Here is a 16,244-nt window from a genome sequence, read left to right as displayed (position 1 = left end):
ACGCAGAGAGCCGGACCCTCCGCCGCCCGCATGAGCGAAGCCTCCGAACCCCCCGAGCCTGTCGAACCCACCGAGCCGTCCGCTCCCCGTGGCCCGCTCCCCCGCGTGCTCGAAGCCGTCCTGGGCGTCGGCGTCGACCCGGAGCTGCGTGCCACGCTCCAGCACATCGTGGACACCGCGGCCGAGCTGACCGACGCCCAGCACGCGGCACTGGAGGCCACCGACCCCGTACACGGCACCGCCGGCGACGGCCCGACGGAGTTCCGCGCGCCCGAACCACCTGCGGCCGGGCAGGCCGCCCACAGCCGCCTCGACGTGCCGGTGCGCGTACGCGACGACGCGTACGGAAGCCTCCGTCTCACCGGGAAGCGCGACGGCGGCGACTTCACGGGCGAGGACGAGCAGCTGGTGCGGGTGCTGGCCACCCAGGCGGGCATCGCGATCGGCAACGCCCGCCTGTACGAGACGGCCCGTCAGCGGGAGCGCTGGATCGAGGGCGCGGCGGCCGTGACCACGGCGCTGCTCACCGGCGAGACGGCGGCCGACGCGCTGATGACGGTCGCCGAGCGGGCCCGGATGCTCGCCGACGCCTCGGCCGGGGTGATCCTCCAGCCCACCGACGAGGGCGGCATGGAGATCGTGACGGCGTCGACGCTCGACGACCCGGGCGGTCTCGTCGGTACGACCATCGAGGCGGGCAGCGCGGTCCTCGAGCAACTCCTGGGCGGGGAGCCGGTGTTCGTGGACGACTCGGCGACCGACCCGCGTATGACCACACAGGTACGGCACCGGTTCGGGCCGAGCATGCTGCTGCCGCTCCAGGCCGGCGGCCGGCTCATCGGCACCCTCGCCCTCCCGCGTCGGCGCGGCGGCCGTCCGTACACGTCCGTGGAGCAGTTGCTGGCCACGCAGTTCGCCTCGCAGGCCGCCCTCGCGCTCGTCCTCGCGGACGCCCAGCAGCGGCGGGAGCGGCTCGCGGTCTTCGAGGACCGTGACCGGATCGCGCGTGACCTGCACGATCTGGTCGTACAGCGGCTCTTCGCGACCGGCATGATGCTGGAGTCCACCCAGCGCCGCACCGCCGACGAGGAGCAGGACGCCGAGGTCCACGCGATGCTGGGCCGGGCCGTCGAGGAACTCCGGTCGACCGTCCAGGAGGTCCGTACGGCGATCTTCGCGCTGCAACAGCCGCCCGCCGACGCCCCCACCACGTTCCGGGGCAAGGTCCTCCGCGAGACGGCAGGCGCCGCGGCGGCCCTCGGCTTCCAGCCTTCCGTGCAGTTCACGGGACCGGTCGACGCCCGGCTCCCGGCGCCGGTGGCCACCCGCCTCCTCACCGCCCTCCGCGCCGCCCTGGCGGCCGCGTCCCACCGCACCGGCACCACCCGCGTCACCGTCTCGGTCGACGCGACGACGACACTCCCGGACGGCCGCCCCGGCGTACGGCTGACGGTGTTCGACGACGGGGAGGGGGAGGCGGGCAGGGAGGACGGACCCGGAGCCGGGACGACGGTGACATGGCAGTCCCCCCTGCGAACACATCCGTGATCACCCTCACCCCACGACCCAACAGCTGTTACGCGTAGGAAACCTTGACGATCGCTGCGCCGGGTGCCACGATTCCGGCGCCGCGATGTTTGCGTAAACATCACCCCAAGTCGAGCCTCGGGCCGCGAGGTCCGACTCAACGCTTCGTTCCGATGTTTACGTAAACACCATCCGTCCGACCCGGCATACCTCCGACGGCCGCTCAGTCACGCGCAGGCTCCGGCCATGCGCCGAGCCGCCATCCTCCGAAAGGGCAAGCTGATGCGCAGAACCTCCGCCGGCACCCGCTTCACCCCCCGGCTGCGGGCCGCCTTCGTGGCGCTCCTGATCGCCGGGACCAGCGGCACCACCGTCGCCGCCAGCCCGGCCGGCGCCACGTCGAGTGGTCACACGGGCGGACACACGAGCGGGCTCAGCAAGGACACGACCCAGTTCAAGGGCGTGAACTGGGCCGATCCGCGCGACAACTTCGCCGACGACCCGGTCGTGCTGTCGGGCCTGTCGACGTCCGACACCTACGCCCAGACGTACACCAAGGCCAGCCGGGTGATCTCGGCCTTCCGCGCGAACCTCGGTGCCAACACGGTCCGGCTGCCCATCAACCCGTACACGGTCAACGGCCGCTACTGGAAGTCCTATCGCGGAGTCATCGACGCGGCCTCGGACAAGGGCTTCAAGGTGATCCTCTCGTACTGGGAGGGAACGGGCCCGCGCAAGGACGGCTTCATCGACGACACGGCCACGTACTGGCCCATGTGGAACACCGTGGTCAAGGCCTACAAGAGCGACAAGCGGGTCTACTTCGAGCCGATGAACGAGCCGCACGGCTACACCGACACGGAGTGGGCGGACATAGCCGCGAAGTGGCTGGACACGTACCGTCAGGTCCCGCGCAACCGGGTCTTCGTCAGTGGCGCGGGCTACAACGACCACGTCACGACCGTCTGCGCCGACCCGCGCCTGAAGGGCACGTATCTGTCGCTGCACCACTACGGGTTCTGGAAGGACTACGCCACCTACGACCAGTGGGTGGCCGACCTCAAGGTCCGCATCGGTGACTGCGCGAACCGGACCGTCGCGGACGAGTTCGGCTCCCCGATGACCACCGGATTCGACTACAACAAGCCGACCCCGGACAACAACTTCATCAACTACCTGCAGGCCGTCACCGACACGTTCCGCGAGCTCAAGATGGGCTCCGTGTACTGGCCCGGCCTGCGCACGGACGACACCTACTCCCTGCAGACCCTGACCGGCAACCCGGCCCGCCCCTGGCTGACCACCACCAACCAGTCCGGCGCCGACCGCCTCGCCTGGTCCTGGGGCCGCGGCAAGCCCGTTCAGCCGTAGTCCGGCCCTCACCCCACCCACAACACCCAGGCTCCGCCACCCGTCACCGGGTGGCGGAGCCTCGTCCTGCGGCGCGGCGCTCCTCACCGGCCCCCGGGCGCGCTCGTACGTCTCGGCACCGTCCTCTCCTGCGCCCCGCGTCCATCCGGAGTGGTTTGGGACGTTTACATGGAGATCAGGGCCGTATGGCGTGGTCCGGTGGGTAATCTCGCGCTGCCATTGGCCGAATGGTCTCCCAGCGGACTCAGGAGAAGCGTCATCGCCGAGCAGAAGCGAGGAGAGGCCGCCGAGGCCGCTCCGGGGAACCAGCCGCAGGAAGCCGACCAGTTGAGGGACATTCTGCGTCGGCCCGAGTATCTGCGGGCGCTGGTGTTCTGCGCCGTGATCGGGATCCTGGTGTCGTTCGCCGCGTTCTGGTTCCTCGTGCTGCTCCATGAGATGGAGAGCCTGATCTGGGTGGACTGGCCGCACGATCTCGGGTGGACGACTCCGCCGTGGTGGTGGCCGCTCCCCCTGGCTCTGGTGTCGGGGGCGGTCGTCGCCCTGGTCGTCCTGCGTTTTCCCGGCAGGGGCGGGCACATCCCGGCGGGGGGCCTGCATGCGGGAGGCGCGTCGAAAGCGGCCGTTCCCGGGGTGGCCCTCGCCGCGCTGGCCAGTCTGCCGCTGGGTGCCGTGCTCGGACCGGAGGCACCGCTGATCGCGCTCGGCGGTGGTCTGGCGCTGGTCTTCCGTGATCTCGTACGCGCTCCCGCGACCGAGTCGAGCACGGCGCTGCTCGGTGCGGCCGGCGCCGCGGCGGCCATTTCCACGATCTTCGGCAATCCGCTGGTGGCGGCCGTGCTGCTGATGGAAGTGGCCGGAGTGGGCGGCCCGCAGCTGTTCGTGGTGATGCTCCCCGCGCTGCTCGCCGGCGGAGTCGGCGCCATCGTCTTCACCGGCTTCGGCCACTGGACCGGGCTTGACGCCGAGAGCCTCAGCATCGGGCTGCCCGCTCCGCCCACCCTCGACCTCGGCGACGTGGTGTGGTCCACGCTGATGGCCGTCGTCCTCGGGGCGGCCGTCCACTGGATCATCATGGGCGGCCGGGTGGCGGCGCGCTTCGTCTCCGGGCATGTCGTACGGAACACGATGCTCTGCGCGCTCGCCGCGGGCGGCTGCGCGACGCTCTACGCGGTCGTCACCGGCCGCTCGCCGGCCGAGGTCGCCCTGTCCGGCCAGGCGACCCTGACCGATCTCGCCGCCCACCCGCACGCGTGGTCGGTCGGCAGTCTGGTGGCGGTCCTGGTGTTCAAGGGCATCGCCTACTCCCTGTGTCTGGGAAGCCTGCGCGGTGGTCCGGTCTTTCCCTCGCTGTTCCTGGGCGGTGCGATGGGTGTGCTCCTGTCACCGCTGCCGGGGCTCGGCGTCGTTCCGGGCATGGCGGCGGGCATGGCGGCCGCGTCCGCCGCCGCGCTTCGGCTGCCCGTCAGCTGCGTGGTGCTGGTCGTGCTCATGGTGGGCAACTCCGAGACCGTCCCGGTGATCGTGATCGCCGCTGTCGTGGCGTTCGTGACCACGGAGCTGCTGCCGCAGGGGCCGGGGATCCCGCCGTTCAGTGCGCGACCCGGTCGAGCGCCCCGTCCAGGGTCGTAGCCGCCATGATGAGGGAGAGATGGGTGAAGGCCTGCGGGAAGTTGCCGAGTTGCTCGCCGCTCGGACCGATCTCCTCGGCGAACAGGCCGACATGGTTCGCGTACGTCTGCATCTTCTCGAAGGTGTAGCGGGCCTGCGGGAGCCGGTCCGCGCGGGCGAGGGCGTCGACGTACAGGAACGTGCACAGGCTGAACGTCCCCTCGGAGCCGCGCAGTCCGTCGGGCGAGGCCTCGGGGTCGTAGCGGTAGACGAGGCTGTCGGAGACGAGGACGCGCTCCATGGCGTCGAGCGTGTTGAGCCAGCCGGGGCTGCGGGGTGACACGAAACCCACCCGGGGGCCAGCAGCAGGGAGGCGTCCAGGACGGCGCCGCCGTAGTGCTGGACCAGGGCCTGCTCCTTCTCGTCCCAGCCGCGTTCCATGACCTGTTCGAGGATCTCGTCGCGGGCCCGTGTCCAGAGCGCGGTGTCGGCGGGCCTGCTGAACTCGGCCGCCAGCTTCAGACCGCGGTCGAAGGCGGCCCAGCACATCACCCGGCTGTAGGTGAAGTCCTTGCGTCCGCCGCGGGTCTCCCAGATGCCCTCGTCGGGCCGGTCCCAGGAGTCGGCGAGCCAGTCCAGGGTGCGGGTCAGGCTCTTCCACCCGTGGTAGCCCGCCTGTTCGCCGATCTCGCGGCCCTCGGCCAGGGCGTAGAGGGCCTCGCCGTAGATGTCGAGCTGAAGCTGGCCGGAGGCGGCGTTGCCCGCCCGGACCGGGTAGGAGCCGCGGTAGCCCTCGAAGTGGTCCAGGATCTCCTCGGTCAGATGCGGGTCGCCGTCGACCCGGTACATGATCTGGAGGGGTTCGTCGTCCGGGCCTTCCCGGGCGCCCAGGCGGTCGCCGAGCCAGTGGGTGAAGCGGGTCGCCTCCTCCACGAAGCCGAGGTCGAGCAGCGCCCGTACGGAGAGGGAGCTGTCACGCACCCACGTGTACCGGTAGTCCCAGTTGCGCTCGCCGCCGACCTGCTCGGGCAGTCCCATCGTGGCGGCGGCGACCGGCGCACCCGTGGGCGCGTACGTGAGGAGCTTGAGGGTGATCGCCGAGCGGTGCACCATCTCCGTCCAGCGGCCGTGGTAGTTCGAGGTGCGTACCCACCCGTGCCAGAAGTCGATGTTGCTCCAGAGCTCGTCGGTGATCCGTTCGGTGGTGGGCGGCGGCGGCGCCTCCCCGCCCTGCGCGCACACCGTGAACACCACGGCTGCCGCGTCGCCGTTGTGGAGGGTGATGCTGCCCCGGACGTCCTGCCCGTCCCGTTCGAGCGGGATGCCGCCCTGGAGGTAGGCGGTCGTGCCCGGGGCCCGGAAGGTCGCCGTGCCGTCCGTCAGATCGAGTTCGTGGGTGGCCCGCCCGTAGTCGAAACGCGGCCGGCATTCGAGGCCGAAGCGCACGGTGCCGCGCACCGCGCGTACGACGCGCACCAGTTGGTGCCGGTCGCTCGCCGTCGGGCCCGTCAGCACCGGCATGTGATCGAGGATCTCGCCGACTCCGTCGGGTGACATGAAGCGGGTCACCACGACGGCCGTGTCCGGGTAGTAGAGCTGCTTCCAGGTGCCCTCGGGATGCTCGGGCGCGAGGAGGAAGTGGCCGCCGCCGTCGTGGTCGAGCAGGGCGGCGAAGACGCTGGGCGAGTCGAAACGCGGTGCCGCGAACCAGTCGATCACACCCTTGGACGACACCAGGGCCGCGGTCTGCAGATCCCCGACGAGCCCGTGGTCGGCGATGGGCGGGTAGCGATCCATGAGGGTCTCCTTGCTGGTCCCCCTTGCCGGCCCCCTGGTCGGTCGGTCCCTCGGTCAGGCCGCTTCGGCCGTGACCCGCCCCGAGCGGACGGCGTCGACGAGTGCCTGGTGGTCCTTCTCGTTCTGGTCGGCGTAGCTCTCGGCGAAGGTCGCCAGCGCACGGTCGAAGGAGTCGCCCCCGCCCAGATAGGCGGCGATGGCGATCCGGTCGCCCGACCGCGCGTGCGCCCGGGCCAGGGTGGCGCCGCACAGCTCACCGAAGGTCCGCATGCCGGCGGGCACCATCAGCTCGGGCTGGGCGATGCCCTTCCAGTCCCGCAACTGCCGTACGTAGAAGTCACGTCGGCGGCCGTCGATCCCGTCGACCCGTTCCCAGCCGAGGAAGATGTCGCTGGTGGCCTGCATGAGCCGCTGGCCGGAGACCACCCGCTCGCCCTGCGTCGCGTGGGCGCTGGGGCCGGCGAAGGGCGCCAGCACCGACTGGTCGGCCTCCTTGGCCTGCAGGAGCAGCGGATCCTTGTCGTTCCGGCCGAGCAGGAGCACGATCCAGCAGCGGGTGCCCACGCTGCCGACCCCGACGACCTTGCGGGCCATGTCGGTGACCCGGTACTGCTGCAGCAGGGCCCGCCGGTCCGACTGCAGTGTGTGGCCGTACCGTTCGATCAGCCGGTGGACCTCCTTCTCCAGCGCATCGCGTTCGACGCCCTGCAGCAGGTCCTGGAGCGGCGTGATCAGCGGTGGAACGGCGGCGATACGGGTCTGCCCGTCGACGATGTGGGTGAGCTTGCCGAAGGCCTGGAGGCTGTCCTTGCTGCGTGCCTTGGTCACGGCCTGCGACCAGCGGTCGCGGGCCCGTGCGCTCAGTGCCGGGCCGAACTGCTGGCGCACCCACGCCTCGTCGAACTGGGCGTACCACACGTCGAGGTTGCCCATCCTGGCGAAGCGCCGCATCCACTCGCGGTAGGACCGCACGGTCGCCCGCACGATGCGGGCCCGCTCCTTGTCGCTGAAGTCGTTGGCCCGGCCCGCGATGACGAAACTCGCGGTCAGGCGCTTGACGTCCCACTCCCAGGGGCCGGGCAGCGTCTCGTCGAAGTCGTTGATGTCGAACATCATGCGGCGCTCGGGCGAGGCAAGGAGCCGGAAGTTGAGCAGGTGCGCGTCCCCGCACAGCTGCGCCCTGATCCCGGACCGGGGGGTGTCGTCGAGGTCTCCGGCCATGATGGCGGCGGCGCCCCGGTAGAAGCGGAACGGCGACTCGGTCATCCGGCCGTAGCGGATGGGGACCAGCTCGGGAACCCTCGTCGCCGACTGCGCCTCGATGATGTCCACCGGGTCGGGCCGTTTGGGCGTGGGGGCGAACTCGGCGTGGCTGGAGCGGGGCGCGGTCGTCCGGGCGGCCTTGCCGTGTTCGGCCCGCTCCTGGGGTGTGCGGTGGCGGATGTCACTCTCGTCCGGGTGGTTGGAGTTCATTGCAGTCGCTCCGCGATGTGGTCGCCGACGCGCAGTGCGTTGGCTATGGCGGTCAACGAGGGGTTGACCGCCCCGATGCTCGGGAAGAAGCTCGTGTCGACGACGTAGAGGTTGTCGAGGTCGTGGGCCTTGCAGTTGACGTCGAGCGCGGAGCTCTCGGGGTCGTGGCCGAAGCGGACCGTGCCCGCCTGGTGCGCGGTGGCGCCGATGGGCATGCCCTTGTGCAGGTAGATGCTGTGCGGCAGCAGATGATGTTCGTGCATGCCCAAGTGGCCGAGCATGCTGTGCAGTTTGTGCCGCAGGCGCTTCAGCCCGGCGATGTTGTTCGTCTCGTCGAGGGCCAGGTGGATGCCGCCGTCCCGGTCCAGGGTGACGCGGTTCCCGGCCGCGGGCAGATCCTCTCCGCACAGCCAGAAGTCGACCGCGTGATGGGCGAGCACCTCGAAGGGCATGTCGGGGGCGACGGCCCCGGCCCAGCGGGGCGCTTCGCCGTGGATCTGCTCGGAGTCGGACTTGCCCAGCATCTGGATGCCGCCGAGGGGGTGGTCCCAGTCGTCGGATCCCAGATACCAGTCGTGCAGTGCCAGGGTCTTCTGGAACCTGGTGTCGTTGGGTTCCAGGGACACGGCCATCAGGGCCAGGTTGTTGTGGCGCATGTAGTGCCGGCCCACCACGTCCGAGCTGTTGGCCAGGCCCTGCGGATGCCGGTCGTCGGCCGAACGCAGCAGCAGGACGGCCGAGTTGACGGCACCGCAGGCGACGACCACGATGTCGGCGCCGAACTTCACGGTGACGGCGTCCCCGTCCCCCACCGTCGCGACGACCGAGGTGACGGTGCGGCCGGTCGCGTCCGTGCCGAGGCGCCGTACGTCCGCATGCGTGACCATCTCGACGTTGGCGTGTTCGAGAGCGGGGTCGACGCAGATGACCTGCGCGTCGGACTTGGCGCCGAGCAGACACGGGAAGCCGTCGACGCGGTCGCAGCGGATGCAGGCGCTGGTGCGGGTGGCCCGGCCCCGGTCGTCCTGGGTGAGGTTCACCCCGATCGGGAGGTGGAAGGGGTGCAGCCCCTGTTTCTCCAGATCCTGGCTGAGCTGCTGGATGCGCGGCTCGTGCTGGACCGGCGGGTGGGCGTACTGGGCGCTGGTGGGGCCCTCGGTCGGGTCCTCGCCGTGCCGCCCGTGGACGAGGTAGAGGTGTTCGGCCCGCGTGTAGTACGGCTCGAGTTCCTCGTAGGCCAGTGGCCAGGCCGGTGAGATGCCGTCGTGGTGCCGGAGTTCGCCGAAGTCCTCCGGGCGCATACGGAAGAGTGCGGCGCCGTAGAACTTGGTGTTACCGCCCACGTAGTAGTTGACCTCGGGCGGGAACTGGTTTCCGTGTTTGTCGTACCAGAACTCCGGAGCGCGGTACTTCCCTTTGACGAAGACCGCGGAGGATTCCCAGTTGTCGCGTTCGCGGGGCAGATAGTCGCCGCGTTCGAGAAGAAGGATCCGTTTTCCGGTGGGGGCCAGCCGGTGGGCGAGGGTGCCGCCGCCCGCACCGGTGCCGATGATGATGACGTCGTAGTGCCGTTCGTCCGTCATACCGGCCACCGTCCTCGGAGCATGCTCCGATCCGCCGGGTGTGGGGAACTCCAGATCCGACTACCAACGTATCGCCGGGCTACGTTTCCAGCGAGTTGGGCTGATCGGGTGATCCGAGACGTCGGGACACGGCGGGTTCCCTGGCGATGACCGCGCCTGCGGTGATGCAGAGGGCCACCACCACGCAGAGCGCGATCAGCCAGGACAGCACGGTGAAGACCGCACCCAGCGACCCGTACCGGTCCAGGCTGCGGTTGAGCGCGGTGGGCACGTACAGCTTCGCGATCACCGTCAGTGCGGTCAGCGCCACCGCGGTGAGGACCGCCCCGGGCAGCAGGGGCAGCCAGGGGACTCGCGCGGCCAGCAGCAGGTGCTGGGTCCACCACCACACGCCCACCTCGACCGCCAGCAGCAGCGGCAGTCCCAGCCACGTCCCCACGCCGAATCCGTCCCGCAGCGGACCCTGCAGGGCGATCACGGCCATCCAGACGGCGATCCACACGGGCCATCTCCAGGCGGCGACCCGGGCGCCCGCGCTCGGCATCAGCCAGGCGCGTTGGCACAGGCGCTGCATCGCGCGGCTGCAGGCGGTGGCGGAGAGCAGCACCATCAGCGCGCTCACCACCCCGGTGCTCTGCTGCAGAGTGGCGGGATCGGCCTGGTAGACCTGCTTCAGCTGCTGATCGGCGGCGCCGCTGATGCCGAGCACGTCGTGCACCGACGTGACGATCTGGTTGCGCACCCCTTGCGGGGCGAAGGCAGCGACCAGGAAGAGCAGCGGTACGGCCGTCAGGAACGCCTGGGCCGCCAGCCGTGTCGCGGAGTCCAGCAGGTTCACCGCGATCAGGTGGGAGGTGAGCCGGGTGATCACCGGGAACCGCTCCTCGGCGGTACCGCGCAGCCGCAGCAGTCCTGCCCGCAGACCGGCGACGCGCCGGCGCCAGCGGCTCCGCACGCCGTCCGTGGGCGGGCCGGGTTCTCTGCTCGCGCGCATGCTGCCCCCAGGGCGGGTCCGGGCGCCACGCCCAGAAGCGTGACCGCCTCACCAGAGTGCCGCCCACGGCGGCCGACCGGACCGGGGGCGCGAGCACCGTTGTGCCGTACGGGTGAGGAGGCCGCCGGGCCACCTGACCGGTGGGGCGCCGGACGATCACCCGGCGGCGACCGTCACAGGATCGCGAGGGGATTGACCGGCGAGCCGGTGGCCGCGGGCAGCCGGAGGGGGGCGATCACGCAGAGGAACGACCAACGGGCCTCCCTCTCGCAGATCTCCGCGAGGTCCTCGAACCGCAGATAGTCGAGCAGATGCAGTCCCATCGCGTGGACGGCGAGCACATGCACCGGGAACGCGACCCCCTCCACCGCGCTGGGGGCCGTGTCGTTGTTGCCGTCTCCGCCGAGTACGGCCACTTCGCGCTCGGCCAGGAAGTCCATGGCCGTCGGATGGAGCCCGGCACGGGCGTCGGCCACGTCCCAGGGGCCTAGCTCCTCACGGCGCCGGCGGTGTCCGACCCGTACGAGGAGAATGTCGCCCCGGCCGACCCGGATCCCCTGCCGCGCCTCGGCCGCAGCGAGGTCCTCGCCGCTCACGTTCGTTCCGGGCTCGAGCCAGGGGACGCCGTGCAGCCGGGGAACGTCCAGGAGGACCCCGCGTCCGACGATGCCGTCGCGGGCCAGTTCGACGGAGAGCTCGCTCGCTCCGTCCGGCGACAGGGCGCCCGCCGCCGGTACCCCGCCGTGCAGGGTGCCGTCGTAGATGACATGGCACAGCGCGTCGAGGTGGCTGTCCACGTCACCGTGGACGTTCATGGCGAATCGGTCCCGGGCGAATTCCAGGCCCTCCGCCGTCGGCCGGGCGTCGGGCGGAGCAATGAGCCGGTGCTCGGCCGGATCGGCGTCGTCAGGTCCGGGACGGGTGTTCACCGGGGCCGCGAGCGACACCGTACGTCCCGAACGCACCTCGCGGACGGCCGCCAGCACCTGCTCCGCGGTGATCGTGTCCAGGGCACCCCGGCGAGTGGCGCCGCCGGGCGCCCTGCCGCTCAGGTGACGGTGGAGCGACCGGAAATCGGCCTCGCTCAGCTCGTCGGGCGTTCCCATGTCCCCACCCTCCGACAGGCGCCGGCTTCCGGCACACCGAGCTGCCGGGCCCTGGGACCGCCGCGTCGACGGATGGGCGCCCCGGCCGGCCGGGGACGTGAGCCGCCGCACGGGAGCCGGTCCGCGGAGGTCCGGATGGGCATGATCCATGTCCGAGCGGTGTGTCCGCCGGATCCCGTGTCGCCGGCCGAGGCCCGGACGAGCGCGTTGCTCGGCGTCCTCATCTCGGTGACCATGATTCCGGCGGCGGCGGACATCGGCGTCCCGTCGGCGTTCGACAGCCGGGACGAGGCCTGGGGCTCCCTGCTGCAACTGCTGCTCGACATCGCCGTACTGATCGTGGTCGGGACCGGCACGCTCAAGTGCCGGCGGGCCATCCGGCACCGGGTGAGCGCCCGTCGGCGCGAGCGGGCGGTCAGGCGGACGGCATGGGTGCGGCGCCGCCGTCGTCGTCGCCGGTGTCGTCGCCGGTGTCCAGGAACTCTCGGATCGCGAAGGCGGCCAGCACGATCACCACCGTCCACAGCACGACCGCCGTGGTCGGGTAGTTCCAGGTGAACAGCACGATCGCGGCGACCGCGAGGATCGCCCAGCCGATCCACCGCTTGTAGCGGTGCACGAACCGGCCCACCGCGCCCAGCCGGAGCCCCGCCGACACGGAGACGCCACGCAGAGCTCCGATGCCCTTGCCACAGCCCGTACGGACGAGGACGGCGACGTGGGACGGACCGGTGAGGAAGGCGCCGATGGCGGTGACGAGGGCGAGCGCACCGACCGCCCGCACACCGGCCCGCAGGAACTTGACCAGCGAGTCGTACACCGCGCCGGCAGCGGCCTCGGACGTCCCGGCAGGCAGATGGTCGAGATAGACCGTCCGCAGGAGGCTGAGCGTGATGCCGAGCAGCAGCATGGCGGCGAACACCCCCAGCGCGGCCCAGATCAGGGCCCGGCGACGGTGGACGGCCAGGTAGACACCCGCGGCGGCGATCAGTACGGCGATGATGGGGAGCCAGCTGCCGATGATCTCCAGCACCCTCATGTACCACTTGATCTTGCCGACGTCCTTGGACGCGAAGACCACGAACTCCGTGTGAACGGCCGGGATCAGGGCGGCCGGCTGGAAGCCCGCGCTGACCAGTCGGTCCTTGACCTGGGCCACGATCGGTCCCACGTCGATGGCGACCTGACCGTCCTTGACGGACACCGCGCCGTCCGCCTCGCCCGTGAGGGCCTTGTCCAGGGCGCTGTGCGCCGAACGGTTCGCGTTCACCCAGACCCTGTCGAAGGCATCACTGGAGACCACTCGCTCCACCGTCGCGCTGACCAGGCTCTTCAGTCCGCTCTCGATCGGACCGTCCAGGTTGTCGATCAGCTGGGCCGCCTTCGGCGGGACACCCTTCTGGTCCGCGGCCTGCTGCAGCTCCTTGACCAGCGCCTCCACGTCGACCTGGGCCAGGACGGCGGTGGTCACGCGGTTGGTGATCGCCTTCTGCACGTCCGGATTGCTCGCCAGCGGCCCCACGGTGGCGACGTAGCGGTCGGTGTCCCGCACGATGCTGTTGGCCCAGACCGAGACGACGGCGAGCAGGGACAGCAGCGAGGCGAGAAGGATCAGGAGGACCGATCCGGTGGACCGGAGCCAGTGGTGCCGCGCGGCCGCCCGGGGCCCACCGCTCTCCAGCGCGCTCACGCGATGCCGCAGCTCGTCCAACTCGTGGCGCTCGCGCGCCGAGAGCTCCTTGTCGCCGGACGGGCCGGCGGAGTCCCCGGACGGGCGAGCGGAGTTCTCGTCCGGGTCTGGTGGTGGCGCGCCGCTGGTCATGGTCCAAGAAGATCCGTACGGACCTGATCCGGCGACCTGGATGGGCCCGGCGGGTGAGTACCGCACGGGGGTGCGACGGCCACCGTCCGGTATTGCAATGAAATTTCGAAGACAGGGGGATTTCGAATTCCAAGACCACCCAGGGATGAAGTCGTGAGCGATGACTTCGTCGAGACGGGACCGATCGAATATCTGGTCGTCGAGTTTCCCGGCAACCGAATGACCGGCGAGGGCTTTCCCCTACTGGTCGATCTGGTGGACCGCGGCCTCATTCGGATCCTCGACCTGATGTTCGTCAGAAAGGAAGAGGACGGATCCGTGGTCGGCCTGGAAACCGCCGACCTCACCGGCGACGGCACTCTGGACCTGGCCGCCTTCGAGGGCGCGTCCTCCGGCCTGCTGGGCCAGGACGACATCGACGAGGCAGGCACCGCCCTCGGCGACCGCCGTGCCGACGGTGGGCTTCCCGGAACCCGACACGCCCACGACCAGCACGATCGGCGGCGGTCCTTTCGCAGCCCCGTTCACGGGCTCTCGGGCTCCCGCCCGGCCGCCGTCCGCCGGAGGTCCGCCTCGGTGAGTGGCTGGAGCGCTCCGGCGGTGTCCAGCCGGTAGAGCAGGACGAGGGGTGGTCCGACGAGCACCACGGCGATGACCGTGACCAGCATCAGCCAGCGCAGCGTCGTCGACGCGCCGGCCGCCTGGGACACGGTCAGCGAGGTGGGGATGAGGTAGGGCCGCTGGGCCAGCCCCCACGCCACGACGACGAGGGCCACGCTGCCGACCGCGGTGACCCTCGCCCAGCCCGTGGCGGTGCGGTACAGCAGTGCGGCGGTGGCCAACGCGCCGACGGCGGCGACCAGAACGAGAGCGAGACCGATTCCGCTGGTCAGTCCGTCGTGGACGTAGCGGGCGTCGTCGTCGGTCACGACGAGGCCGACCACCGCCAGTACGGCGATGACGCCGAGGCTGGCCCAGGCCCGCAGCCGGAAGTACCCGACCAGGTCGACGGCGTCGAAGCGGCGGGCGTCGGCGGTCAGGAACACGGCCCCGAGGAAGGCGGTCGCGGCGACGGTCAGCAGGCCGGCGATCACGGACGTCCCGTTGGACCACACGTCGGCGGAGGCCTTCGTCCCGGGGGCCACCCGGCCCGTGGCCAGCCCGCCGACCACCGCTCCGAGGAAGAAGGGCGTCACCACCGAGGAGACGGCGAAGACGACGCCGTAGACCCTGCGCCGGGCGAGGCGCCGCGTGGGCTTGCGCAGGGCGAAACCGGCGCCGCGCAGGACAAGCCCCACGGCCGCCAGTGCCAGCGGGAGCCACATCGCCGTGAAGACCGTCTGGAAGAGGACCGGGAAGCCGGTCCACATGACGACCAGGACGAAGATGAGCCAGACGTTGTTGGTCTCCCACACCGGTGCCATGGCGTGGTCGATGAGCCACCTCGGGCGCCTGCCTCGTTCGGCGCCGCCCGCGAGAAGGTCCCAGAACCCGGCGCCGTAGTCCGTGCCGCCGGCACACGCGTAGGCGGCCACCGCGGCCAGCAGCACCCAGGCGACGGCGTCCTCGATCATTCGCGGCCACCGTCCACGCCCGCGGTCGTGGACAACGGCCGGGGCCCGTAGGGAGTGTCGCCCTCCACGTCCCCGGCGGTGGCTCCCGAGAGAGCGCCCTCGTCGGCCAGCCTCCACCCTCGGCTCATCTTCAGGAGGACGGCCAGGAAGGCACCGAGGACGAGTACGTAGACCACCACGACGATGCCGAGCATCACCCACAGGGACGAGGCGGGGGTGTCAGTCACCGCCTCCGAGACCCGCATGTTCTCGTAGACGATCCAGGGCTGCCGGCCCACCTCGGTCGTGATCCAGCCGCACTCCACGGTCAGCAGGCAGGCTCCGCCGGCGAGAGCCGCGCACCGGAAGAACCACCGTGACCTGGGCAGATCACGGCGGCGGAGCCAGCACCAGCCGTACCAGAGCGCGAGCAGCATGAGCAGGCTGCCGATGGTCACCATGATGTCGAACGCCCAGTGGGCGATCGTGGCCTGAGTCGCCGTCGGGCGGTCGCTCGCGGGGACCGAGGTCAGGCCCGTCACCTCGGTGTCCGGGCTGAAACCGGCGAGGATCGAGTCCAGTTGGGGGATCTTGATCCCGCCGGAGATCGTCCCGTCGGGATGCAGACGCCCGAACATGTACTCCGGCACGTGTGTGTCGGTCTTCCAGACGAGCTCGGTCGCCGCGAACTTCACCGGCTGCTCGTGGAAGACGGAGCGGGCGATCGAGTCCCCCAGCACGAACTGTACGGGTGTCAGAATCGCGGCGACGGAGAACGGCACGGTGAAGCCGAGCCGGTGATAGCGGTCCCGGCGGCCCCGCAGCCAGCCGACCGCGTACACCCCGGCGACGACATAGCCGGCGGTCAGGACCACGCCGACCACGAAGTGCCAGTACTCCGGGCCGAGCATCGGCGTGAAGATCGCCTTACGTACGTCCACGTCCACGGGGTTGCCGGACGCGTCGAGGTCGAAGCCGCGCGGGGTGTTCATCCAGGCGTTCGCGGCCACGATGCCGAACGCGCCCATCAGGGCGGCCAGAGGCAGGGGGAGGCCGAGCCAGAAGTGGGTCCACGGCTTGAGCCGGCGCCAGCCGTACAGGTAGATGGCGATGAGGATCGCCTCGAGGAAGAACGCCCAGGCCTCGACCCCGAAGCCGAGGCCGAAGACATCGCCCCACCGGCCCATCATCCCGGGCCACAGCAGGCCGAGTTCGAAGGAGAGCACCGTGCCGGTCACGATGCCGATGGCGAACTGGACGGCCATGACCGCCGACCAGCGCCGCGCGAGCAGCAGGGCCACGGCGTCGCCCTTGCGCAGTCCGCGGTAGTGCATCAGGAGGGTGATGGCGGGGAGGGCCACGCCGAAGGGCACGAGCAGGATGTGGGAGCCCAGGGTGAAGGCCATC

Annotated in this window: 10 protein-coding genes and 3 pseudogenes; 5 read left to right on the top strand and 8 right to left on the bottom strand. The window is 70.8% G+C overall.

All coding sequences use genetic code 11. The features are described from left to right. Positions 1-30 precede the first annotated feature (30 nt). The 3 genes from QF035_RS35325 to QF035_RS35315 all read left to right on the top strand — a co-directional run bounded on the left by QF035_RS35325 (position 31) and on the right by QF035_RS35315 (position 4,530). A complete protein-coding gene (locus QF035_RS35325; protein WP_307524726.1) occupies positions 31-1,548 on the top strand; it encodes a sensor histidine kinase in 1,518 nt (505 codons plus the stop codon). A gap of 261 nt (positions 1,549-1,809) precedes the next feature. Then, entirely contained in the window at positions 1,810-2,898 is a 1,089-nt protein-coding gene (locus QF035_RS35320; RefSeq protein WP_307531668.1) for a glycoside hydrolase family 5 protein, read from the top strand. 168 nt (positions 2,899-3,066) lie between these two features. Next, the gene (locus QF035_RS35315; protein ID WP_307524725.1) at positions 3,067-4,530 is read left to right on the top strand and encodes a chloride channel protein; all 1,464 of its coding nucleotides are present in this window, start codon (positions 3,067-3,069) and stop codon (positions 4,528-4,530) included. Here QF035_RS35315 and QF035_RS35310 read toward each other — a convergent pair. From QF035_RS35310 to QF035_RS35290, 5 genes and pseudogenes are all read right to left on the bottom strand, one after another. Then, a pseudogene (locus tag QF035_RS35310) lies at positions 4,490-6,306 on the bottom strand (glycoside hydrolase family 15 protein). The gene QF035_RS35315 and the pseudogene QF035_RS35310 sit on opposite strands and share 41 nt — an antisense overlap. A 54-nt stretch (positions 6,307-6,360) precedes the next feature. After that, positions 6,361-7,779 carry a DUF2252 domain-containing protein gene (locus QF035_RS35305; protein ID WP_307524724.1) on the bottom strand — a complete coding sequence of 473 codons (1,419 nt, stop codon included), beginning with the start codon at positions 7,777-7,779 and terminating at the stop codon, positions 6,361-6,363. Next, positions 7,776-9,362, bottom strand: coding sequence for a GMC oxidoreductase (locus QF035_RS35300; protein ID WP_307524723.1), 1,587 nt, complete (start codon positions 9,360-9,362; stop codon positions 7,776-7,778). Before QF035_RS35300 ends, QF035_RS35305 begins: the two co-directional genes overlap by 4 nt. Positions 9,363-9,441: 79 nt before the next feature. Beyond that, the gene (locus tag QF035_RS35295) at positions 9,442-10,356 is read right to left on the bottom strand and encodes a YhjD/YihY/BrkB family envelope integrity protein (RefSeq protein ID WP_307524721.1); all 915 of its coding nucleotides are present in this window, start codon (positions 10,354-10,356) and stop codon (positions 9,442-9,444) included. 173 nt (positions 10,357-10,529) lie between these two features. Further along, the gene (locus tag QF035_RS35290) at positions 10,530-11,462 is read right to left on the bottom strand and encodes a cyclase family protein (RefSeq protein ID WP_307524719.1); all 933 of its coding nucleotides are present in this window, start codon (positions 11,460-11,462) and stop codon (positions 10,530-10,532) included. Positions 11,463-11,534: 72 nt separating this feature from the next. Between QF035_RS35290 and QF035_RS55920 the strand changes: the two are divergent. Beyond that, positions 11,535-11,789, top strand: a pseudogene (locus tag QF035_RS55920) (DUF389 domain-containing protein); the annotation flags it as partial. An 88-nt stretch (positions 11,790-11,877) separates the two neighbouring features. On the opposite strand, the gene QF035_RS35280 reads toward QF035_RS55920, so the two are convergent. Continuing rightward, positions 11,878-13,284 (bottom strand): hypothetical protein, encoded by a 1,407-nt coding sequence (locus QF035_RS35280; RefSeq protein WP_307524717.1) that lies wholly within the window; start codon positions 13,282-13,284, stop codon positions 11,878-11,880. A gap of 153 nt (positions 13,285-13,437) precedes the next feature. Between QF035_RS35280 and QF035_RS35275 the strand changes: the two are divergent. Next, a pseudogene (locus tag QF035_RS35275) lies at positions 13,438-13,722 on the top strand (DUF6325 family protein); the annotation flags it as partial. Positions 13,723-13,808: 86 nt separating this feature from the next. Here QF035_RS35275 and QF035_RS35270 read toward each other — a convergent pair. Together QF035_RS35270 and QF035_RS35265 are read right to left on the bottom strand one after the other, a co-directional pair. Beyond that, positions 13,809-14,858 (bottom strand): cytochrome d ubiquinol oxidase subunit II, encoded by a 1,050-nt coding sequence (locus tag QF035_RS35270; protein WP_307524715.1) that lies wholly within the window; start codon positions 14,856-14,858, stop codon positions 13,809-13,811. Beyond that, positions 14,855-16,243, bottom strand: a complete 1,389-nt coding sequence (locus tag QF035_RS35265) for a cytochrome ubiquinol oxidase subunit I (protein WP_307531665.1) — start codon at positions 16,241-16,243, stop codon at positions 14,855-14,857. The genes QF035_RS35270 and QF035_RS35265 overlap by 4 nt, the downstream gene beginning before the upstream one ends. Position 16,244 lies beyond the last annotated feature (1 nt).

The sequence above is a fragment of the Streptomyces umbrinus genome, assembly GCF_030817415.1.
Lineage (GTDB): Bacteria > Actinomycetota > Actinomycetes > Streptomycetales > Streptomycetaceae > Streptomyces > Streptomyces umbrinus_A.
Note: the sequence above shows the minus strand (reverse complement) of the source record. Positions and strands in the feature narration are given on the sequence as shown.

What these genes read in the sequence shown, in the direction of transcription:
- QF035_RS35295 (WP_307524721.1), bottom strand. Translation starts at nt 10,356, where the DNA reads ATGCGCGCGAGCAGAGAACCCGGCCCGCCCACGGACGGCGTGCGGAGC.
- QF035_RS35270 (WP_307524715.1), bottom strand. Translation starts at nt 14,858, where the DNA reads ATGATCGAGGACGCCGTCGCCTGGGTGCTGCTGGCCGCGGTGGCCGCC.
- QF035_RS35265 (WP_307531665.1), bottom strand. Translation starts at nt 16,243, where the DNA reads ATGGCCTTCACCCTGGGCTCCCACATCCTGCTCGTGCCCTTCGGCGTG.
- QF035_RS35315 (WP_307524725.1), top strand. Translation starts at nt 3,067, where the DNA reads ATGGAGATCAGGGCCGTATGGCGTGGTCCGGTGGGTAATCTCGCGCTG.
- QF035_RS35320 (WP_307531668.1), top strand. Translation starts at nt 1,810, where the DNA reads ATGCGCAGAACCTCCGCCGGCACCCGCTTCACCCCCCGGCTGCGGGCC.
- QF035_RS35305 (WP_307524724.1), bottom strand. Translation starts at nt 7,779, where the DNA reads ATGAACTCCAACCACCCGGACGAGAGTGACATCCGCCACCGCACACCC.
- QF035_RS35280 (WP_307524717.1), bottom strand. Translation starts at nt 13,284, where the DNA reads ATGACCAGCGGCGCGCCACCACCAGACCCGGACGAGAACTCCGCTCGC.
- QF035_RS35300 (WP_307524723.1), bottom strand. Translation starts at nt 9,362, where the DNA reads ATGACGGACGAACGGCACTACGACGTCATCATCATCGGCACCGGTGCG.
- QF035_RS35290 (WP_307524719.1), bottom strand. Translation starts at nt 11,462, where the DNA reads ATGGGAACGCCCGACGAGCTGAGCGAGGCCGATTTCCGGTCGCTCCAC.
- QF035_RS35325 (WP_307524726.1), top strand. Translation starts at nt 31, where the DNA reads ATGAGCGAAGCCTCCGAACCCCCCGAGCCTGTCGAACCCACCGAGCCG.